This window comes from Streptococcus sp. HMSC034E12 (assembly GCF_001835915.1).
GTDB lineage: Bacteria > Bacillota > Bacilli > Lactobacillales > Streptococcaceae > Streptococcus > Streptococcus vaginalis.
Map to the genome: position 1 here is coordinate 34,861 of NZ_KV826440.1, position 22,812 is coordinate 57,672.

Here is a 22,812-nt window from a genome sequence, read left to right on the forward strand (position 1 = left end):
TCTCCTCCTCTTTACACTACTTATCTGTGGCGTCCATGACAATTTTTAAATTTCTTACCAGAACCACATGGACACAAGTCATTGCGCTTCACTTTTGTCAAATCAATATCGCTCGGTAAGACTGATTTTTGTGCTGAAATATTGCGTGTCGCTGTTGTGCTGATATGATGCTCCGTACGTGGACGTTCTTGCTCGTGAATTTGAGCCTTCATCATCAAACGCGTCACATCAAATTCGATCGAACCAATCATATCATTAAACATACGGAAACTTTCAGCTTGATATTCAACGACTGGGTTATTTTGAGCATAACCACGAAGTCCAACTGCGTTCCGAAGTTGATCCAAAGCATCAATGTGATCAGTCCATTTGCTATCCACGACGCGCAAAATTAGAACTTTTTGGAATTCTCTGACGGAATCCTCATTGCGAAGTTTCGCCACTTGACTATCGTAAACCTCCAAGGCACGTTTGTATAAATCAGCCTTGATATCTTCATCAGACAAGCCTTCTAAATCTGCGATTTCAATAGATTCTTCTGGAACAAGATTGTATTTTGCAAAATTAACAATTGCTTCTAATTTTTCATCTTGTTCTGCACGACTGTTGCCATCCACAAAACGGTTGATTGTTCGCTTCATCATGGCATGAATTTCCGGTGCCAAATCACGATCAGCCGTAATGACATCATAACGCTGCGCATAGATAATTTCACGTTGCTCCCGCATAACATCATCATATTGAAGGACTTGTTTACGTGTATCATAGTTGTTCCCTTCAACACGCTTTTGAGCTCCTTCTACTTGACGCGTCAGCATACGAGATTTGATAACAGACTCTTCTTCGCTGAGGTTCATGCGATCCAAAACAGCTTTAATCCGTTCCGATCCAAAACGACGCATGAGCTCATCTTCAAGTGACAGATAAAATTGCGATTCCCCTGGATCTCCCTGACGACCTGAACGACCACGAAGCTGATTATCAATACGACGGCTTTCATGTCGTTCTGTACCAATAACGCAAAGTCCACCAAGTTCACGAACCCCTTCACCAAGCTTAATATCTGTACCACGACCAGCCATATTGGTTGCAATCGTTACCGCGCCACGTTGCCCGGCATTCATGATGATTTGCGCTTCTTTATAGTGATTCTTCGCATTCAATACTTCATGCGGAATACCAGCTTCTACTAGTTTCTTAGAAATATAATCACTTGTTTCAACTGCGACTGTTCCTACAAGAACAGGTTGTCCTTTTTCATGACGAGCTTTCACGTCCTCAACAACCGCTTTAAATTTAGACTCAATACTTGGATAAAGAAGATCTGGATGGTCAATACGAGCTACTGGACGATTTGTCGGAATCGGAATAACCCGAATATTATAGGTTTCGCGGAATTCTTCCTCTTCTGTCTTAGCTGTCCCTGTCATTCCTGACAATTTCTTGTACATACGGAATAGATTTTGATAAGTGATAGAAGCCGAAGTCTTCGTTTCATCCTGAATTGGCACACCTTCTTTGGCTTCAATTGCTTGGTGAAGTCCGTCTGAATACCGGCGACCTTCCATTGTACGACCTGTAAATTGGTCCACAATCAAAATTTCTTGCTCTTCACTCACCACATAGTCAATATCTAACAGCATGATATAGTTTGCACGAAGGGCATTGTCAATAAAGTGAGTCAGCGCTACATTTTCAATATCATACAAATTTTCTAACTTGAAGTAGCTTTCTGCTTTATCAATCCCAGAGTCAGAAAGTCCAATGGTTTTAGACTGCACATCAATGATGTAGTCATCTTTATTAAGAGACTTCACAAAGCTATCTGCCATGTGATAAAGTTGGTTTGTATCAGACGAAGTTGGTCCTGACACAATCAAAGGCGTACGAGCTTCGTCAATCAAAATGGAGTCCACCTCATCGACCAAAGCGTAGTTTAGCGGACGCTGCACCATGTTTTCAGCACGCACCACCATATTATCACGCAAATAGTCAAAACCAATCTCTGCATTGGTTGAATACGTGATATCACATTCATAGGCTTCTTTTTTCTCTGCGGATGACTTTGCAGCAAGGTTGATACCAACAGAAAGCCCCAACCAAGAGTACAGTTCCCCCATTTCCGTTGCGTCACGCTCTGTCAGATATTCATTTACTGTGACAACGTGAACCCCTTCTCCAGACAAGGCGTTCAGATAAACTGGCATGGTTGCTGTCAGGGTCTTTCCTTCCCCTGTACGCATTTCTGGCACATCTCCATGGTGTAAGACAATCCCACCCATAATCTGTACTGGGTAAGGGAAAAGTCCTAACACACGCTTTGCACCTTCACGAACAACCGCAAAAGCTTCATAAAGCAAGTCATCTAATGACTCGCCATTTTGATACCGTTGCTTAAATTCATCCGTCTTTGCTTTCAAAGCTTCATCTGACAAAGCAGCCATTTCATCTTCATACGCCATGACTTTCTTTGCCATTTTTTCTAATCTTCTTAATTCACCTTTATCATTTTCGATAATTGTTCTTAAAATATTCGCCATTTCTTTCCTTACTTGTAATAATTCTTATTTTAAAATGTTCTTTTCATTATAGCATTTTTCACTGTATCTTTCAAGAAAATAAAAGGATAAAACGGCAGTTCCATTCAAAACTGCCGTTTTATGTTCTTACTCTTTTAAGTGATAAGAATAGCTGGCTACAACGACATTTTCATGCCATCTGAGGAAATATTTCAATTTCAAGCTCATTTGATTGTGTAGCATGTTTTGCCAACTATGACTTGGAATGAATTGTGGTACTAGCACTGTTACGGTATAACCTTTCTTCTGCGCACCACGAGCGATTTTTGTCACATACTGTACGGTTGGTCTGATGATATTACGGTAGCTTGTTTCCACATTTACAAATTGAATATCTGGAAAATATTGTTTAAATTCACTAGCTACTTCTTCGTCTTTTTCTTGTGTTTCTTTGGTAGATACGTGCATAGCAATCACTTCATCACCGATACTACGGGCATAATTCATCGCACCAGCGCTAACTCGTGTGACATTCCCGACAAGCACCAAAACCAGATTTCCTGCATAGTCTACGCGTTCAATTTCTTCATTCAAACGTAGCTGTTTCGCTACTTTATTGTAATGATTTTTAATACTCAAGAAAATCCATAATAAAACGATGATAATCGGAAAGAATGGCCAAATATCTCGCAAACGAAAAAGTAGCAAAATCGCTACAATGGTGTAACAAATAGCAGCGCCTAAAATATTTGCTACTGAATATTTCAAGAAATGTTTTCCATACTGCTTGCGCCAATGCACGACCATTCCCGTTTGAGAAAGAGCAAACGGCACAAATACACCAATGGTATAAAGTGGAATGAGCCGTTCAGTATTCCCATTAAAAATTAGCAAAAGAAGAATAGCACCGATAGCTAAAGTCAGAATCCCATTTGAATAACCAAGGCGTGCTCCTTTTTCCATATACATGTGTGGCATATATTTATTTTTTGCCATATTGTAGGATAACATGGGAAAGGCCGAAAAGCCTGTATTAGCTGCTACAGCAAGGATGAGAGCTGTTGATAATTGGAAAATATAAAATAGAAGTCGTCCAATAGGTGAATTTCCCAAAATAGTTTGCGCCATTTGAGCGAGCGTTGTAACGCCTTTTACCGGAACGATGCCAATCCAGTAGTTTAAAAAAGTAATACCAGCAAACATGAAACCTAAAATGGCTGCCATAATTGCCAAGGTTTTCGCTGCATTTTCAGCTTTGGGTGTTTTGAAAAATGGTACAGAATTTGAAATAGCTTCCACACCTGTCAGAGAAGCCGAACCACTCGTAAATGCACGTAGCAGGAGCACTAAACTAACACCTGAGATAGATTTTCCAATCGGAGCTGTTGCATGGTAGGATAAATTCCCCAGTAATAATTGCAATAAACCAAAGCCAATTAAGAAAACGGTACTTGCGATGAACAAATAAACTGGAATCATCAGAGAAACCGCCGATTCCCGCAAGCCACGTAAATTCATTAACATTAAAATCAGCACTAAAACAATCGAAATGTGCAAATTGTACGGGTGCAAAGCAGGAATTGCTGACGTAATCGCATCCGCTCCAGAAGAAACAGATACCGCTACTGTCAACATATAATCAACTAGCAAACTACCACCTGAAATTAGACCAGCTTTAGGGGAAAGATTTTCCGTTGTAACCATATAAGCCCCACCGCCTTGTGGGTAAGCATGAATCACCTGACGATATGAAATGGTTAAACTAGCCAGCAAAATCAGCACCACAATACCGATTGGCAAAGACCACCAAATTGCACCAGCAGATACGGATACCAAAACCAAAACAACTTGTTCAGGACCATAGGCAATCGAAGACAGAGCATCACTTGACAGCATAGCCAAGGCTTGTAGCTTAGTGAGTAAATTCCCTTCATCTCCCTCATCACTTGATTTCAAAGGGCGCCCGATAAAAATGTTCTTCAACTTGGAAAACATATTTTTTCTCCTAAATTTTTCAATATTAGCCATTATAACGCTTTTTTGAAATACTATCAACATTTTCTGAAAATGACATCATTTTTTAATATAACTGATAATTTCTGCATAAGTAAGATAGCAAAATAGACTGAAATCATTGCTTGGAAATCATCTGTAAAAAAAATAGACAAACTAATGAATCACTGCATCATGATGCTTTAGACTTATAATTTTAAAGAGGTTACGGACTTTTCCCTAACCTCTGGTTTTCTATATAAAAGATATTACGGATGACTAACAATCATTTCAAGGTCTTTCCCCTCGAAAGTCCACTCTTCCACATCGCTTGGTAGGATAAAATGGTCTCCTTTTGCGATTGGATACGTTTCCCCATCTACGGTCAGCACACCTCGCCCTGCTAGCACACTTACTAGCAAATAAGCAGCTGTTTTCTCGATATCCACTTTTCCTGATACTTCCCATTTGTAAACAGCAAAGAAATCACTAGCTACTAAAAGCGTTGAGGTCAAATCATCTGCTTTCACTGTGACTGGACGGCTATTGGCCGGCGCACCGATATTGAGCACATCAATGGATTTTTCTAAATGCAGCTCGCGCAGATTGCCTTTAGCATCTTTTCGGTCAAAGTCGTAGACACGATAGGTGGTGTCGCTAGACTGTTGCGTTTCTAAAATCAAAATACCCGATCCAATGGCATGCATAGTACCGCTTGGAACATAGAAGAAATCCCCAGCCTTGACTGGCACCTTGGTTAATAGTTTGTCCCATTCTTTCTTTTCAATCTGCTGGCGCAACTCTTCTCGTGACTTGGCATTGTGCCCATAGATGATTTCTGCTCCTTCATCTGCAGCGATCACATACCAGCACTCTGTTTTTCCCAACTCGCCTTCGTGCTCCATAGCATAATGATCATCTGGGTGAACCTGAACACTGAGCCAATCATTGGCATCCAAGATTTTGGTTAAAAGCGGAAAAACAGGCTCGCTGCTGTTACCAAATAACTCTCGGTGTTCTGCATAGAGCTGATCCAAGCCCATACCAGCAAAGCGACCGTTTTTTATAGTAGATACTCCGTGTGGATGAGCCGAAATCGCCCAGTATTCGCCTACTTTATCACTGGGAATTTCATAGCCGAATTCATCTCGTAGCTTCGTTCCGCCCCAGATTTTTTCCTGCATAACAGATTGTAAAAACAATGGTTCTGACATCATTTCCTCCTTTAATATTGTATAAACAACTTAAATATTTTTAACATCTAAAAGCGAATACCCTCTCGTGTCAAAGCGATTGCGGCTTCTCGAGTACTCAATCGGACGCCCATTTTCGAGATAAACAACTTGTTCAACCTGCAAAAGTGGATCGGCATTTTGACAGTCCAGATACATTTTATCATATTCATCTGGCTTTTCAGCTGTGATATGGTGATAACTTCCGGCAAATTTTAAGTTTAATTCATCCCATAAATAAGCATAGATAGACTGAAGTAAAATACTCTCATCCAATCCTGGCACCAAATCACACGGCATATAAGTGTGTTCCAACACATAGGGCTTCTCATCAATCAAACGCAAACGTATGATTTTATAAACTGGCGTCGTCACTTCCACTTGCAGGCGCTCTGCAATCTCGGCTTCTGGGAATTCAACTGCAAACTGAATAATCTGGCTCGTTAATTTTCGGTCATCATTTTTGAAATCTTGACTCAAGCCATTGTAATTATTCAAGCGAAATTTTGAATCTTCTTTATCCCAAAAAGAGGAATTTAACACTCTCGTTCCATTTCCTTGTTTGGAAAAAATCAATCCCTCAATGGTTAGAATCTCAACAGCTTTTTTTATAGTCATTCGGCTAACACCGAACTCTTTTGATAATTCAGACTGAATAGGCAACATGGAGTCTACTGGGTAGACTCCATTTGCTATTCTATCTCGAAGTATATTTGCTATTTCTTCGTATTTAGGCATATGATAGCTCCTGCAAATCTGTCATTCATCTCATTATAATACAGAATCAGGTTGTTTGTCCAGCATACGAAGGAATGGATACCAGATAAATCCAACAATCACCATATCCACTAACTGAAGGACACCACCTAAAATGGAATTAGTTGCCATCATACCACTTTTTTCCTTGATACTCTAACTATACTATATTTTAAAATAAATGTCTATACTTTTCTAATAAAAGGTTGGCTTTTTACCAAAAATATAGAATCATAATATTATAATATAGAATTTTTTATAAAGGAGAAAATACAGGTCATTTCTTTAAAGAACTATCTGAAAAGAACTATCTGACAAAAATGATTTTGAAGATTGAATTTAGCAAAACTCCCCAAGGATTCTGATACCTTGGGGAGTTTGTGTTCAACTATTCCTTTTCTAACAAAAAAAGTAAATCAACAGTCAAAAAACAGAAACTCTTCTCAGATCATTTTGACCAAGAAGAATTTCTGTCTTACTTACTATCTTCAATTCATTTTACGCATACTCTGCGTCTTCATCGAATTGACTATTGTAAAGATCAGCATAGAAGCCATTTTTTCCCATCAATTGAACGTGATTTCCTTGTTCAATGATATTACCATCACGCATGACCAAAATCAAATCAGCATTACGAATGGTCGACAAGCGGTGAGCAATGACGAAAGAAGTCCTTCCCTCCATCAACTTATCCATCGCTTTTTGGATCAATTCTTCTGTCCGCGTATCAACAGATGAAGTCGCTTCATCCAAGATAAGTAAGGGAGCATCCTTAAGAAGTGCACGCGCAATGGTCAACAATTGCTTTTGCCCCACAGAAAGGCTTACTGTATCGTCCAGCACCGTATCGTATCCTTTTGGCAAAGTCTTGATGAAGTGATGAACCCCAACAGCTTTGGCAGCTGCCACAACTGCTTCGTCAGAAATATTTTTCTGATTGTAAATCAAATTTTCCTTAATCGTTCCCTCAAATAACCAGGTGTCTTGGAGAACCATGGAGAAGGCATCGTGTACCTCAGAACGTTTCATTTGCTTCGTATCAACACCGTCAATTGTAATGCGTCCCTTATCAATCTCATAAAATTTCATGAGCAAGTTAACAATGGTCGTCTTCCCAGCACCGGTCGGGCCGACAATGGCAATTTTTTGTCCTGCTTTTGCATTGGCAGAGAAATCATGAATAATCGTTCGATCTGGATTATAACCAAAGAATACCTTATCAAAGGCAACATCTCCTTTTAGGGTCGTGAGTTGTTGCGCTTTGTGTTCATCATTTTCCATTTCAGGCTCTGCTAAAAATTCAAATACGCGTCCCATAGCAGCGCTAGCTTGTTGAAGAGTAGTAATCCCTTGTGCAATTTGTGACAACGGTTGAGAGAAAATCCGTACATATACCATAAAAGCAACAATAGTTCCCATAGTGACATCGCCATTCAAGGCCATGCTCGCTCCAACCAAAACAACCATAACGTAACCGAAGTTCCCTACAAACATCATAAGCGGCATCATAATCCCTGAAATGAATTGTGATTTCCACATACTGTTGTAAAGGTTAGTATTAAGTGTTTGAAAGGCTACTTTGGATTCGTCTGTGGCATTGTAGCTGACAATGACATTATGCCCAGAGTACATTTCTTCCACATAGCCATTGACGCTGGCAAGATTTTCTTGTTGTGCTCGGAAGAATCGTTGAGATTTTCCCATAATCAAAGCAACAAAGACAAAGCCAATCAAGACTGAGCTAATCGTTACAAAGGACAAGACCACATTATTGTAAAACATCATAAAGAGAACCGCAATAAGCAGTAAACTTGATGAAATCACCGTTCCTAAACTTTGGTTCAAAGATTGCCCAACAGTATCCACGTCATTTGTGACCCGTGAAAGAGTGTCCCCTTGGGAATGGCTGTCAAAATAGCGTAGAGGCAATTTATTGATTTTTTCAGCAATAGCAGTCCGCAAGCGCTTGGAGAAATGCTGAATAACAGATGAAATGATAAAAGATTGAACATAATTTAACAAAGCACCTGCTGCGTACAAAATCGCTAAGAAAAGAGCAATGTTGGAGATTGATTTCAAATCAATCTGACTTCGCATCCCCTCTGTGATAAGGTTGGTAATTTCTTTTAATTTGTCCGGTCCATAAACCGTAATAATACTAGACACTGCCGCTCCCACAAATGCAATGAGCAATGGAAGCTGAAAACCTTTGAGATAAGGTTTCACTTGGCTAAATAAAGACGATTTTTTATTTTCCATTTTCCAATTCCTCCTTCGATAATTGTGAGTAAGCAATTTCTTGATAAACTGCGTTCGTTGCCAGCAATTCTTTATGAGTACCCTGACCAACTACTTTTCCTTTATCCAGTACCAAAATCTGATCGGCATCCATAATCGTTGAAATCCGTTGCGCCACAATCAATCTGGTTGTATCTTTCACTTTTTTCGCTAATTCTTCCCGCAAAATGCGGTCTGTCTTATAGTCCAGCGCTGAAAACGAATCATCAAAAATCAAAATTTCAGGCTTGCGAGCAAGCGCACGCGCAATCGCCAAACGTTGCTTTTGCCCACCAGAGAAATTCGTACCGCTTTGTGCAACTTCAGATTGCAAACCGTCTTCTTTTTCTTCAACAAATGATTTAGCCTGTGCCAAATCAAGTGCAGCCCACATTTTTTCGTCATCCAATGGGCTTTCATTGCTTTGCCCAAAGTCTAAATTACTCTTGATATCACCAGAGAAGAGGACAGCTTTTTGTGGAATGTAGCCAACTTTATTATGCAAATCTTCCAGCTGATAATCTTTGACGTTTACGCCATCCACTAAAATTTTTCCTTCTGTCACATCATAGAAACGAGGAATTAAGCTGATTAAAGTGGATTTCCCAGAACCGGTTGATCCAATGAAAGCTACGGTTTCACCTGCTTTAGCTGTAAAGCTAACATGTTCGATAACAGCCTCAGAATTTTTAGCATAGCGGAAAGACACATTGTCAAATACCACTTCCCCTTTGACATCTTTCGCTATTTTTGGCTCCGTTGGAGACTCAATCGTTGAATATAAATCAAGCACTTCATTGATCCGTCCGGCAGACACCAAGGTACGAGGAAGAACGATAAACAGAGCAGCCATGAGCATGAAGCCCATTACGACCTGCATAGCATAGGACATAAAGACAACCATGTCACTAAAGATTGGCAAACGTCCTGGTAAAGCTGCATCTTGAATCAAGTAAGCACCAATCCAGTATATTGCCAAGGTCAAACCACTCGAAATCCCCATCATAATCGGATTTAAAATCGCCATGAGACGACTGACAAAGAGATTCAAACGAGTCACTTCATCATTAGCTCCTGCAAATTTATCATCTTGATAGTCTTCAGCATTGTAAGCCCGAACAACACGAATCCCTGTTAGACTTTCACGCGTAATACTATTTAACTTATCAGTCAACCGTTGAATAACGGATTGCTTTGGAAAGGCCAACGTCATCAGAACTGTTGTCATGATAATATTCACAATAACCGCCACAATAACTGCCCACAGCCAGTATTCTGATTTCCCAATGATTTTTGTAATCGCCCAAATCGCCATAATCGGCCCACGCGTCACAACTTGCAAGCCCATGGTAATCATGAGCTGAATTTGCGTAAGATCGTTGGTTGTCCGCGTTAAAAGACTTGGAATAGAAAATCTCTTAATCTCAGCATTTGAATAATCCAGTACACGATTGAAAATATCTGAGCGCAAGCTCGTTGTAAAGCTAGCTGCCAATCTAGCCGCAATAAAACCAACTACCACAGCACTGAGAAAACTAGCAAATGACAATCCAATCATTTTCAAGCCCGGATTCCACAAATCAGAAACGACCGTTCCTTTCGTCTGTAGGAGTTCCGTAATTTTTGAAATATAGGTTGGAACCTCTAAGTCCAAATAAACTGCCAAACAAGTAAATAAGATACTGATGATAATCAGCCCTACTTCTTTGACAGTTAAACGTTTAAACAATTTAACCATTCGCTTCTCCTTTTTCTAATTTTTCAATATTCTGGTAAAATTTCCCCATCACTTGAAAAAAAGTAACCAAATCTTCTTCTGAAATATCTGTCAATAGGCAATGATCCATTTCATCAAAAAAATCACGAATTTTATTCATGCGCTCTTTTGATTCCGGCGTTAAACGAATAATCTTAGCGCGTTTATCAGTCTCACTCACTTCCAGATAAATCAAGCCATTCTTCACCATTCGCTTCATTAAATTACTGGCAACGGACTTAGTAATGCCCAACTCCTGCTCAATATCTTTAATAAAGGTCATCTTGTCACAATCTTCTCGATGATTCACAAAATGCAATACTTGTCCTTGTGGACCCGCCATAAATTCAATCCCTCGCTCTTTGGCAATTTTTTGAATCATCAGATGTGTCTTCCGTCCAAATCGCTTGAATTCCAATAATGGTTTTTCCATTTGACTTCCTTTCAAATAGTTCTCTAGAGAACTATTTTGTTTTCATGAGAACTATTCTACTATAATTCAAACGAATGTCAAGAAAAAAGTTCCTATGAGAACTATTTTTTTGACCAATTAAAAACCCCGTACTATAAAAGCTGAGTTTTCAGGTCATTAAATCAAAATCCCTTCCAAATGATCCAGTTCATGCTGGCAGATTTGTGCGGGAAAATCTTTCAAAGTCAGCGTTTGTTTTTGCCAATGTTGGTCCAAATATTCAACTGTAATCTCTTTATAACGAGTGGTCGAGCGACTCCCCACAAGTGACAAGCAGAATTCTTCCGCTTGGTAAGGAGATGACTTCCTTCTCAAAATAGGATTGAACATGATAACAGGCACCATACCATACATAAAAATAATGACCTGCTTCTGCACTCCAATCATATTGGCTGCCATTCCGACACACTTATCTTTGTTCGCTCTTAAGGTATCGAACAAATCTTGCCCAATTTCGACATCTTCTTTGCTTGCTGGTTGTGCTTTCTGCTGCAAAACCAACATATCTTTTACAATTGGTTTAATCAATTTCTTCCTTATATCAAAAAAAGAGCAAGCTTATTCAATATTCACTCACTTGCTCTCAATTACTCAATTATCCTTTGGCTTTTTCGCTGACTTTTTTAGCTAAGACAAAGTTTCCAAGTGTCGCTGACCCATTTCCTGCAACCGCTGGCGTTACAATGTAATCACGTACATCTAGAACAGGCAAATAACCATTCAACAAAACTGTGAACTTTTCACGAACGCGATCCAACATGTGCTGTTGCGCCATAACACCTCCACCAAAGACAATCACATCTGGTCGGAAAGTCACTGTCGCTTGAATTGCTGCTTGCGCAATATAATAGGCTTGAATATCCCAAACAGAGCTGTTTAGTTCAATATTTTCACCTCGAATGCCTGTCCGGGCCTCTAAACTAGGTCCAGCAGCTAATCCCTCTAAACAGCCATTATGGAATGGACACACTCCATTAAATTCTTTTTCCACATCCATTGGGTGCTTCGCAACATAGTAATGTCCCATTTCTGGATGACCCGTCCCACCAACAAATTCACCACGTTGAATAGCACCGGCTCCAATCCCCGTCCCAATCGTATAGTAAACTAGATTTTCAATGCGTCCGCCTGCATTATTTCGTGCCACTACTTCACCATAAGCAGAGCTATTAACATCTGTCGTAAAGTAAATCGGTACATTTAAAGCACGTCGCAAAGCACCGACAATATCGACATTTGCCCAGTGTGGTTTAGGTGTCGTTGTAATAAAACCATACGTTTTTGAATTAGGAGCAATGTCAATCGGACCAAATGAACCAACCGCAAGGCCAGCTAAATTCTCAAAACGAGAGAAAAATGCAATTGCCTTATCTAACGTTTCAATCGGTGTGGTCGTTGGAAATTGTGTTTTTTCAATTACTTCAAAATTTTCATCTCCAACCGCACATACAAATTTTGTACCGCCAGCTTCTAGGCTTCCATACAATTTTGTCATTTCAAGACCTCTTTTTATTTTGTTTTCTTCTCTATTCATTATAGCATATCTTCGTATGACTTCTGAGTAAAAATCTTACTTTTCCTTCTCTTTTTCAAAGAAAAGGGAGTGGGAAAGAACTGAAATGAGCTCGTTTCCCACCCCTGCACAGTTGATTGACAACTTTGAGACGTGAAGCGAGCAAAGAAAACAATCAACCTCTGTGTTAATGTGTTTTGTTAACCAAAAGTGAAGAAGCTGAACCCTTTTGCTCAGCCTCTTATCACATTATACGGTTAGGCTTTTAGCTCAATCACAGCATCGCCTTTCGCTACTGTACCCTCTGCAACAGGAGTAACAGAAGCATAATCAGCTGTGTTGGTAACAATCACCATAGTTGTGTCATCAAGACCAGCAGCTGCAATTTTCGCAGCGTCAAATGTACCAAGAACATCGCCAGCTTTCACCTTATCACCTTGAGCAACTTTTTGATCAAATCCGTCACCGTTCATAGAAACTGTGTCAATACCTACGTGAATCAAGATTTCAGCACCTTTTGCCGTTTTCAAACCGTAAGCGTGACCAGTTGCAAATGCGATTGTCACTTCTGCATCCGCAGGAGCATACACAACACCTTCACTAGGTTTCACTGCGATTCCTTGTCCCATAGCACCACTTGAGAACACTGGGTCATTGACATCTTTCAAGTCAAACATTTGACCAACGATTGGAGAAACAATTGTTTCATCAGCAAGAACTGGCGCAGCTGCTTCATTAGCTTCTACTACTTCTTTTGCTTCAGTCACTTCTTCTTCAGCATCTTTGTAACCAAACGCATAAGTCAAACCAAATCCAAGACCAGTAGTGACAAGTACCATAAAGATATATTGAAGAACTTGACCATTCAGATAGAGAAGCGTACCTGGGATAATGGTAATACCAAATCCAGTACCAGCAAGTCCAAGAATAGAAGCTAACCAACCACCAGCAGCACCGGCAACAAGACCAAGTACAAATGGTTTACCATAACGTAAGTTTACCCCGAAAATAGCTGGTTCAGTAATTCCAAGACCTGCAGAGAGAGCAGCCGGAAAGGCAAGAGCTTTTAGTTTTTTAGATTTTGTTTTTACACCAACTGCAAGAGTTGCACCCGCTTGGGCAGTCATAGCAGCTGTGATGATCGCATTAAAGGCATCTTTTCCTTCATTTGCAATCAATTGTGCTTCTAGTAAGTTGAAGATATGGTGAACACCAGTTACCACGATAAGTTGATGCACACCACCAAGGATGAGACCAGCTAAACCAAACGGTAAGGCAAGAATAGCTTTTGTCGCAGCAAGAATGACATTTTCAAGTGAGTGGAAGATTGGCCCAATGACAAAGAGTCCAAGAACTGACATCACAAGGAAGGTCAAGAATGGCACAACAAGCAAATCAAGCACATCTGGAATTTTCTTATGCAACCATTTTTCAAGTTTCGCACCAAGTAGTCCAATGAAGAAGGCTGGCAATACTGAGTTTTGATAACCAACTACTGGAATGAAACCAAAGAACATGATTGGCTTTGCAGCACCAGAAGCTACATCCCAAGCATTTGGAAGGGCGGTATTTACCAACATCAAACCAAGTACAATACCGATCACTGGATTCCCACCGAATACTCGGAAAGCTGACCAAGAAATCAAAGCTGGGAAGAAGGCAAAAGCTGTATCTGTCAACACAACTGTGTAAGTATAGAAGTCTGACGCAGCAAAGGCTTTTGAAGTTGTTCCAAATAACCCAAGAATCGTATCGTTATTAATCGCGCCACGAATCCCCATAAAGAGACCTGTTGCTACGATTGCTGGCAGGATTGGCACAAATACGTCACCAAATGTACGGACGGCACGTTGGAACCAATTTCCCTTTTTAGCTGCTTCTGCTTTTTGCTCACCAGTTGAAGATGTAGGCAAACCAAGCTCTACCACTTCATCATAGATTTTATTCACTGTACCAGTACCAAAGATAATTTGATATTGACCTGAGTTAAAGAAAGCCCCCTGAACCTTTTCAAGATTCTCAACTCTGTCTTTATCAATCTTAGCTTCATCTTTAACCATGACACGCAGACGGGTCGCACAGTGAGCAACACTACTTACATTGTCACGTCCGCCAATGGCCTCAATGACTGCTTTTGCAATGTCCTTATTTTCCATTTGCATCTCCTTATTGAAAATAATTAAAATTTATGAAAGCGATTTAATCACTCCTACGACTATTATTTTAACATGATTTCAAAATATGTCAAGCGTTTTGCAGAAATTTTATTTTTTTCTATTAAAAAGTTGATTTTTTCAGAGAAAACGTTTACTATATAAGTAAGAAAATTATCTCGGAGGACAAAAGATTGGCTTGGACTACTGAACAACGTTACAAACGCTATGAACAATGGACTGAAAACGAAATCCAACAGATAAAAAATAAAATCGCTACATCACCTTGGCGTGCTACCTACCACGTAGAGCCTGATACGGGACTGCTGAATGACCCAAATGGTTTTTCCTATTTTGACGGAAAATGGATTGTCTTCTATCAAAATTTTCCATTTGGTGCAACTCATGGGCTCAAGTCTTGGGTACAACTGGAAAGTGATGACCTCGTACACTTCACAGAAACCGGTGTTCGTGTTCTGCCAGACACCCCATTAGACAGTCACGGTGCTTACTCTGGCTCTGCTATGCAGTTTGACGACAAACTTTTCCTATTCTATACTGGAAATGTCCGTGATGAGAATTGGGTTCGTCACCCTTACCAAATCGGCGCTTTGCTGAACAAAGACGGACATATTCAAAAACTAAACAAAGTATTGATTGAACAACCTAAGGATACTACAGATCACTTTCGAGATCCACAGATTTTCAATTATAAAGGTCAGAGCTATGCCATTGTCGGCGGACAAACTCTGGACAAAAAAGGCTTTATCAAGTTTTATAAAGCAGTTGAAAACGACTATATAAACTGGGAAGAAGTCGGCGATTTAGACTTTGAAAATGACAATACAGCTTATATGATGGAATGCCCCAATCTTGTCTTTATTGATGAAACACCTATTTTGCTCTACTGCCCTCAAGGTTTATCAAAAAAAGTTGCTCCTTACGACAATATTTTCCCAAACATGTATAAGATAGGTCAATCGTTTGACATAGCGGAAACAGCAATTGTCGATCCTAGTCCTCCGCAAAATTTAGATTATGGATTTGATTGCTATGCCACCCAAGCTTTCAATGCTCCAGATGGCCGTGTCTTAGCAGTCAGCTGGTTAGGTTTGCCGGATATTGCTTACCCATCTGATCGTTTTGATCATCAAGGAATTTTATCGCTTGTCAAGGAATTAACACTAAAAAAAGGAAAACTCTATCAATATCCTGTTCAAGCTATCACATCCTTACGCACAGATAATAGCCAAACGTTTGCTAACCAAGCGCAAACAAAGAACTGCTATGAATTAGAACTAGAATTTACAATTGATTCACAAGCTGAGATCGTCCTTTTTGCAGATCAAGAGCATAAGGGTCTACGCATTTGCTTTGACATCAAAAATGGTCAAGTAACAGTTGACCGTAGTCAAGCCGGTGAGCAATACGCTCTTGAATTTGGTACTGTTCGTAGTTGTACGATTGAAAACCAAGCTACAACTGCTACTATCTTCATTGATAAGTCAGTTTTTGAAATTTTTATTAACAAAGGAGAAAAAGTATTTTCAGGTCGCGTTTTCCCTCATGAAAACCAAAACGGTATTTTTATCAGCGAGGGAAATCCAACTGGAACTTACTATGAATTAGATTATGGTCGCGAAGTTAACTGATGTTGCAAAAATTGCTGGAGTCAGCCCAACCACTGTATCTCGTGTAATTAACAAAAAAGGCTACCTCTCAGAAAAAACGATTACAAAAGTCAATGAGGCCATGCGCGAGTTGGGATACAAGCCCAATAATCTCGCTCGTAGCTTACAAGGAAAATCCGCTAAACTGATTGGATTGATTTTCCCAAATATCAGTCACATCTTTTATGCCGAACTCATTGACAAATTAGAACATGAGTTATTCAAAAGAGGCTACAAGACAATCATCTGCAATAGCGAGCACAATTCAAGTAAGGAAAAAGAGTATCTGGAGATGCTAGAAGCCAATCAAGTGGATGGCATTATCTCAGGCAGCCACAACTTAGGCATCTCTGATTATGACCGTGTAACAGCTCCCATTATCTCTTTTGACCGCAACTTATCCCCTTCCATTCCTGTTGTATCTTCAGACAACTATGCTGGTGGTGTCTTGGCTGCAGAAACCTTGGTCAAATCCGGTGCCCAAAATATCATTATGATTACCGGAAATGATAATTCAAACTCCCCGACAGGTCTCCGCCATGCAGGTTTTGCTTCCATGCTACCTGATGCACCAATTATCAATGTATCAAGTGACTTCTCTCCTATTCGCAAAGAAATGGAAATCAAAAATATTTTAAAACATAGAAAACCTGATGCCATTTTTGCTTCAGATGATCTGACAGCCATTTTAATCATGAAAGTCGCTCAAGAACTGGAAATCAAAATTCCAGAGGATCTAAAAGTCATCGGTTACGACGGAACTTATTTTGTAGAAAACTACTATCCCCAACTAGCCACTATACAGCAACCATTGAAAGATATAGCTTGTTTACTGGTAGATTTGTTGCTTCGAAAAATTGCTGGTGAAGAAGTTGTGACAACCGGCTACTTTCTTCCCGTCCACCTCTCTTCAGGAAAGAGTATTTAATACTGTGAGATAGTTAAACCCCCACTTAAGTATTGAGAAATCTTAAGTGGGGGTTAGCGTTTATTCGTTGTTCTTATATTTTATCTGCCAGAAGCACATCATCAATAGCCTGCGCACAGTCACCGTGGTCGTTATCTGCCACAATAATATCTGCCAAACCTTTGATATTCTCATCGGCATTTCCCATAGCAACACCAAAACCTGCTTCGCGAATCATGCTTTCATCATTGTCAGCATCCCCAACAGCAATGATTTGCTCCATAGGAAGATTCAAGTTTTGAGCAAGGTGAGCTAAACACTGCCCCTTTTCAACTCCTTGCACTGTTAGTTTAAGACCACTTACTTCAGCTTTTATAATCGTTATCTTTTCAGACAATAAAGTTTCATACGATTGATCTCGATCCCTGATCCCTTGCCGTAAAGTGATAAATATTGATTTTGTCAAAATGCTCTCTCCTTAGCTAACACATCGTAAATATTATCCACCAAGATAGCTGTTTTATCATAAAGTTCAGTATAAATTTCCATATAATAGTTAGCAATATTCTCAAAATGTGATTTTTGAAGATAGCCTTGACCGTCAATCATACAAACCAGCATCAAATCTTGAACTTCTGCTATCGCTTTCACCTTATCTACTGCTATAGCAGGCAAGGTTTGCTTAGCTAAAACGCATTTAGCCTCCAAATCATAAATCAATGCACCACTTGCAAGAATATCATAGCGAATCTCGCGCAAATCATATCCATAAGGAAGCAGTTCTGACAAAGAGCGTCCTGTTGAAAGTACAACTTGTTTACCAGCATCTTGAGCTCTCCCAATCGCTTCAACACTGCTTTTGGCAATTGTTTTTTTACTAGTCAAAAGTGTTCCATCCATATCAAACGCAATCAATTGATACAGCCCATTACTCCTCTTTTCTATTACAACTAGTATAGCACAGTTTAAAATAGAATCGTCCAGAAAAAGATAACATGAATTCAAAAATCACTCTAGATAACCTCTAAAGTGATTTTTAAAATTCTCTCAAAGTCAAAGAATGATGTTATAATTCTTTTTTATATTTTTCAACTTCTGCTTTATTAGCCCACACAAAGTGTCCAGGACGAATTTCGACCATTTCTGGCTTATCCGTTGAATAATCATGCTGATTAGCATCATAGACTTTCAACACTTTCTTCCGTTCCAAGATTGGATCTGGAATTGGCACAGCTGACAATAAAGACTGAGTATAAGGATGAATTGGATTGTTAAAGAGTTCTTCTGTTTCAGCTACTTCGACAATCACACCCTTATAAATAACCGCAATACGATCTGAAATGAAGCGTACAACCGATAAATCGTGAGCAATAAAGAGATAAGTCAAACCTAATTCTTTTTGGAATTTTTTCAGTAGGTTTAAAACTTGTGCCCGCACAGACACGTCCAAAGCTGAAATCGGCTCATCTGCAATGACAAAATCTGGTTCCATAACAAGCGCACGGGCAATCCCAATCCGCTGACGTTGACCACCAGAAAATTCATGCGGGTAACGTGTTAAATGCTCTGATAACAATCCAACTTCATGAATAATATCTTTCACTTTTTTCTTGCGTTCTTCTTCATCTTTAAATAAATGGAAATTATACAAGCCTTCCGAAATGATATAATCAACTGTCGCACGTTCATTCAAACTAGCAGCAGGATCCTGGAAAATCATTTGAATTTTACGAATGATTTCTGACTCTTCTTCTTTTGATTTTTTGCCATTGATTTTTTTCCCTTCAAAGAAAATCTCTCCATGACTCGTATCATTTAAACCAATAATCGCACGACCAATTGTCGTTTTACCAGAACCAGATTCTCCTACAAGTGAAAACGTTTCTCCTTTATTGATAAAGAAATTAGCATTTTTAACAGCAACAAATTTCTTGCTTCCCTCACCGAAGGAAATTTCCAAATCTTTAACTTCTACTAATTTTTCAGGCATTTCCTTCCTCCTAGGCGTCTAAATGGGCAAAGCCCATTTTTGAGCTAATTTTTTCGTGTAAATCATCAATAACAGCTGGCTTATTCACTTTTGGAGCATTCTCATGTAACAACCATGTTTTTGCCCAGTGGGTATCCGTTACATAAATTTGAGGTGGTTTCTCTTCAAAATCAATTTCCATAGCATAATCTGAACGCAAGGCAAATGCATCTCCTTGTAAATGTGAATAGAGAGATGGCGGCGTTCCAGGAATTGAATACAACTCACCCTTATCATCTGCTAACTGAGGCAGACTAGATAACAAACTCCAAGTGTAAGGATGACGTGGATCGTAAAAGACTTCTTCTACTGTTCCGTATTCAACGATTTCACCAGCATACATAACCGCAACCTTATCTGCAATACTTGCTACCACTCCCAGGTCGTGGGTGATAAAAATAGTTGTGAATTCATACTCGTGTTGCAAAGATTTCAACAAATCAATGATTTGTGCCTGAATCGTAACGTCAAGCGCTGTCGTTGGTTCATCACAGATAAGGATATCAGGTCGACAAGCAAGCGCAATAGCGATAACAATCCGTTGACGCATTCCTCCTGAATATTGGAATGGGTATTCATTAAAACGCTTTTCAGCATCAGGAATGCCGACCTTATTCATATAGTCAACAGCCATTTCTTTTGCTTCTTTTGGCGTTTTCTTTTGATGCTTGATAATCACTTCTGTAATTTGGCTACCAATTGTGTTAATAGGGTCCAAACTCGTCATCGGATCTTGGAAGATTGTTGCAATTTTAACACCGCGTATAGGTTCCCAATCTTTATTAGACTTCAATTTTGTCAAATCTTGTCCACGGTAATCAATCGTTCCTTGAGCAACTCGACCATTTTCCTCTAACATTCCTGTAAATGTCTTTGTCAAAACAGACTTACCAGAACCAGATTCTCCTACAAGTGCAAGAACCTCACCTTCGATAAGGTCAAGCGAAACACCACGAATGGCTGTTAAGACTTTATCACGAACGTCAAATTCCACGACAATATCGCGAGCAGTCAATATTACATTTTTTTCTTGTGTCATATTTACTCCTATCTATGTGTACGTGGATCACTAGCGTCCGCTAAGTTTTGACCGACAACGAACAATGAAAGAGAAACCAAAATCAAGGTTGTCAATGGAATCCAGAAAAGATACGCATTTGTTGTCACGTTTTGTGAATAATCTGAAATTAACCGTCCCAAACTTGGTACTGTGACAGGAAGCCCTAAACCAAAGAACGATAGAAATGCTTCATAAGAAATGAAACTTGGAAGCAGTTGCGAAGCCGTTGTCACAATAACAGAAACCAATTGTGGCATGATATTTTTCACAATGATTTTCAGTGTTGGCGTACCCAAAGTTCGGCTGGCAAGGTTATATTCCAAGTCGCGATAACGCATGATTTGGATACGAATTGTATAAGCAATCCCAACCCAACCTGTGATGGTCATAGCAAAAATCAAGTTCCAGAAACCAGCACCAATTGAATAAGTCAAGACAATGACAATCAAGAGAGATGGGATGTTAGAAATGATATTGTACACTTCCATCATGATACGGTCAACGGTTTTTGAAATTCCCCAGATACCACCAATCACAATACCAATAACTAAGTTAATCACGGTTGCAATGACAGAAATGAGGATAGAGTTACGAGCTCCAAACCATACTCCGTCAAAAAGAGATTTTCCGTTGCTATCTGTACCAAACCAATATTGACCGTTTGGTTTAATATAACGCGCACCGAAATCATTCACCTTGCTGACATCGTTAAAGTCAAAATCTGAGAAAATCGGATAAATGAAACTCATCAAAATAATAGCGATCAAAATTCCCAACATGATAACTGTTGATTTCTTTTTTAGGAACTGACGCATAACTGATTTCCAGTAAGAATAGGCTGGAGCATCAATTGTTTCAGAGGCAAAATCATCGCGTTTGACAAATTGGAACTTAGTCTTATCAATTGTAGCCATTATTTACCTCCTTTTGATGTTAATTTAATACGTGGGTCAAGCACTGTCATCAGAATATCACCCAATAAAAGAGCGAAGATAGAAAGACAAGTAAAGATAAAGACAAGACCAACGACCATAGAATTGTTTGAAGCTTTAACAGAGTCAATCAACATCTTACCCATACCAGGGAAAGCGAAGACTGTTTCAGTCAAAGTTGCACCTGTAATAACCCCAATAACTGAGTTTGGAATGCTGGATACAAGTGGCACCATGGCATTTTTGAAAATATGTTTATTTGAAATTTCTTTTTCAGAAAGACCTTTTGCCCGTGCAAAACGAACAAAATCTTGTGATTGCAAGTCAATCATATAACGACGAATCCAAACGGCTGTCCAAGGCGCACTCAAGAGTCCAAGAATGACTGCCGGCAACACATAAGAGCGCCAATCACCTGCTCCCAAAATAGGGAATGAATCAGGCAAACCAATCGCTGAACCAATCAAGCGAATGATATAAACCAAGGCAATAGTTGGCAGTGACATTAAGAAAGTCAAAGCACCGGTTGAAATACTATCAAACAATGTATTCTTAAAGCGAGCCATATAAGATCCAAGTGGAACGGCGATTAAGTATGACAAGGCCAAACCAATCACCCCAACAATAGAAGAACTCACAATCATAGATGGATATTGATAATTGCTCTCTGTCGCCGTATAGGGATCATCTTTTCCGTAATTAGCAACATCGCGTGCATCGGCTTGTTTTGGAGACTTATATGTACGCGTATAAATATTAACAGATGATGTTTTCTTTCCTGTTGGAAATTGAACTTCTGATGTCTTCGTTTGACCTTGCCCTTGTGAAATAACCTGTAAAACAGGAAGATTAGCATAGGTCGGATAAGAAGTTCCTAGATTTAATCTTACAAAATTTTGATGGATAAATGGAAACTGACTATTGAAGTACAATAAATATTTATGTCTCGTTCCAGAACCAACAACAGACCAACCAATGGCAGGATCATTTTCAATGCAAATATAACGCTTCAAATTCGGATTAGAAGCATCTTTCACAGCACCGGTATGGTCAATTTGAATCAAATTACCATAGAAACCAAGAACGCGTTCATAAACTGGAACTTCACGAGTTGCATAAAATTGCTTGCTTTCTTTAAATTGCTGCAATTTCCAACCGCGTCCCAGCTTTTTGATGTAAGCTTCATAGATTTTTTTATTTGCATTAGTAGGTTCTACTGTTACAGAAGAATTCTCTTTACTAGCTTTTTCTTGCAATTCCTTCGTATCATAGTAGTCAATGTAACCCATACGCTCAAAAATCGTATTTTCGTAATTGGCTTTTTTATCAGGAGTTGTCGCTATTTTGTTATAGTTTGGGTCCTGTTTGAAAATCAACTTCCTAGGCACCATGGTATAGATAATGGTGTAAGTCAGCGTTGTTACCATGAAAATAGATACTAAAGAGCGTAAGATACGCATAAAAATATATTTCTTCATTTACCGTTTCCTTTAAAATCCCAAAAGAACTTTCCCTCCTGTTAGAGAAAGTTCTGATGAGAAGTT

Annotated in this window: 16 protein-coding genes and 2 pseudogenes; 2 read left to right on the top strand and 16 right to left on the bottom strand. The window is 39.4% G+C overall.

Features of this window, described 5'->3' with window-relative positions; all coding sequences use genetic code 11:
- Positions 1-20 precede the first annotated feature (20 nt).
- From secA to HMPREF2574_RS05035, 11 genes and pseudogenes are all read right to left on the bottom strand, one after another.
- On the bottom strand, positions 21-2,540 hold the full coding sequence (gene secA / locus HMPREF2574_RS04985; RefSeq protein ID WP_024052683.1) for a preprotein translocase subunit SecA: 2,520 nt from the start codon (positions 2,538-2,540) through the stop codon (positions 21-23).
- Between the two features lie 126 nt (positions 2,541-2,666).
- Positions 2,667-4,514: an APC family permease gene (locus HMPREF2574_RS04990; protein WP_024052684.1), complete on the bottom strand. Its 1,848-nt coding sequence runs from the start codon at positions 4,512-4,514 to the stop codon at positions 2,667-2,669.
- 266 nt (positions 4,515-4,780) lie between these two features.
- Positions 4,781-5,725 carry a mannose-6-phosphate isomerase, class I gene (manA, locus tag HMPREF2574_RS04995; RefSeq protein WP_024052685.1) on the bottom strand — a complete coding sequence of 315 codons (945 nt, stop codon included), beginning with the start codon at positions 5,723-5,725 and terminating at the stop codon, positions 4,781-4,783.
- A gap of 30 nt (positions 5,726-5,755) precedes the next feature.
- Positions 5,756-6,481 carry a GntR family transcriptional regulator gene (locus tag HMPREF2574_RS05000; RefSeq protein ID WP_070812236.1) on the bottom strand — a complete coding sequence of 242 codons (726 nt, stop codon included), beginning with the start codon at positions 6,479-6,481 and terminating at the stop codon, positions 5,756-5,758.
- A gap of 33 nt (positions 6,482-6,514) precedes the next feature.
- Positions 6,515-6,640: pseudogene (locus tag HMPREF2574_RS05005) on the bottom strand (PTS cellobiose transporter subunit IIC); the annotation flags it as partial.
- A 357-nt stretch (positions 6,641-6,997) separates the two neighbouring features.
- Positions 6,998-8,758, bottom strand: coding sequence for an ABC transporter ATP-binding protein (locus tag HMPREF2574_RS05010; RefSeq protein WP_070812237.1), 1,761 nt, complete (start codon positions 8,756-8,758; stop codon positions 6,998-7,000).
- Positions 8,748-10,514 (bottom strand): ABC transporter ATP-binding protein, encoded by a 1,767-nt coding sequence (locus HMPREF2574_RS05015; RefSeq protein WP_024052690.1) that lies wholly within the window; start codon positions 10,512-10,514, stop codon positions 8,748-8,750. Before HMPREF2574_RS05015 ends, HMPREF2574_RS05010 begins: the two co-directional genes overlap by 11 nt.
- Positions 10,507-10,965 (bottom strand): MarR family winged helix-turn-helix transcriptional regulator, encoded by a 459-nt coding sequence (locus HMPREF2574_RS05020; protein ID WP_024052691.1) that lies wholly within the window; start codon positions 10,963-10,965, stop codon positions 10,507-10,509. The genes HMPREF2574_RS05015 and HMPREF2574_RS05020 overlap by 8 nt, the downstream gene beginning before the upstream one ends.
- A gap of 156 nt (positions 10,966-11,121) precedes the next feature.
- Positions 11,122-11,532, bottom strand: coding sequence for a peptide deformylase (locus HMPREF2574_RS05025; protein ID WP_024052692.1), 411 nt, complete (start codon positions 11,530-11,532; stop codon positions 11,122-11,124).
- Between the two features lie 67 nt (positions 11,533-11,599).
- Positions 11,600-12,499, bottom strand: a complete 900-nt coding sequence (scrK, locus tag HMPREF2574_RS05030; protein ID WP_024052693.1) for a fructokinase ScrK — start codon at positions 12,497-12,499, stop codon at positions 11,600-11,602.
- 275 nt (positions 12,500-12,774) lie between these two features.
- Positions 12,775-14,673: a sucrose-specific PTS transporter subunit IIBC gene (locus tag HMPREF2574_RS05035; RefSeq protein ID WP_024052694.1), complete on the bottom strand. Its 1,899-nt coding sequence runs from the start codon at positions 14,671-14,673 to the stop codon at positions 12,775-12,777.
- A gap of 191 nt (positions 14,674-14,864) precedes the next feature.
- On the opposite strand from HMPREF2574_RS05035, the gene HMPREF2574_RS05040 reads away from it, so the two are divergent.
- Positions 14,865-16,322, top strand: a complete 1,458-nt coding sequence (locus HMPREF2574_RS05040) for a sucrose-6-phosphate hydrolase (RefSeq protein ID WP_024052695.1) — start codon at positions 14,865-14,867, stop codon at positions 16,320-16,322.
- On the top strand, positions 16,303-17,268 hold the full coding sequence (locus HMPREF2574_RS05045; RefSeq protein ID WP_070812238.1) for a LacI family DNA-binding transcriptional regulator: 966 nt from the start codon (positions 16,303-16,305) through the stop codon (positions 17,266-17,268). Before HMPREF2574_RS05040 ends, HMPREF2574_RS05045 begins: the two co-directional genes overlap by 20 nt.
- Positions 17,269-17,341: 73 nt before the next feature.
- Here the strand turns inward: HMPREF2574_RS05045 and HMPREF2574_RS11040 are convergent.
- From HMPREF2574_RS11040 to HMPREF2574_RS05070, 5 genes and pseudogenes are all read right to left on the bottom strand, one after another.
- Positions 17,342-18,171: pseudogene (locus HMPREF2574_RS11040) on the bottom strand (Cof-type HAD-IIB family hydrolase).
- A gap of 142 nt (positions 18,172-18,313) precedes the next feature.
- The gene (locus HMPREF2574_RS05055; RefSeq protein WP_003026175.1) at positions 18,314-19,237 is read right to left on the bottom strand and encodes an ATP-binding cassette domain-containing protein; all 924 of its coding nucleotides are present in this window, start codon (positions 19,235-19,237) and stop codon (positions 18,314-18,316) included.
- Positions 19,238-19,247: 10 nt separating this feature from the next.
- The gene (locus HMPREF2574_RS05060) at positions 19,248-20,315 is read right to left on the bottom strand and encodes an ABC transporter ATP-binding protein (RefSeq protein WP_003026176.1); all 1,068 of its coding nucleotides are present in this window, start codon (positions 20,313-20,315) and stop codon (positions 19,248-19,250) included.
- 8 nt (positions 20,316-20,323) lie between these two features.
- Entirely contained in the window at positions 20,324-21,250 is a 927-nt protein-coding gene (gene oppC / locus HMPREF2574_RS05065) for an oligopeptide ABC transporter permease OppC (protein ID WP_024052699.1), read from the bottom strand.
- Positions 21,250-22,746, bottom strand: a complete 1,497-nt coding sequence (locus HMPREF2574_RS05070; RefSeq protein WP_024052700.1) for an ABC transporter permease — start codon at positions 22,744-22,746, stop codon at positions 21,250-21,252. Before HMPREF2574_RS05070 ends, oppC begins: the two co-directional genes overlap by 1 nt.
- Positions 22,747-22,812 lie beyond the last annotated feature (66 nt).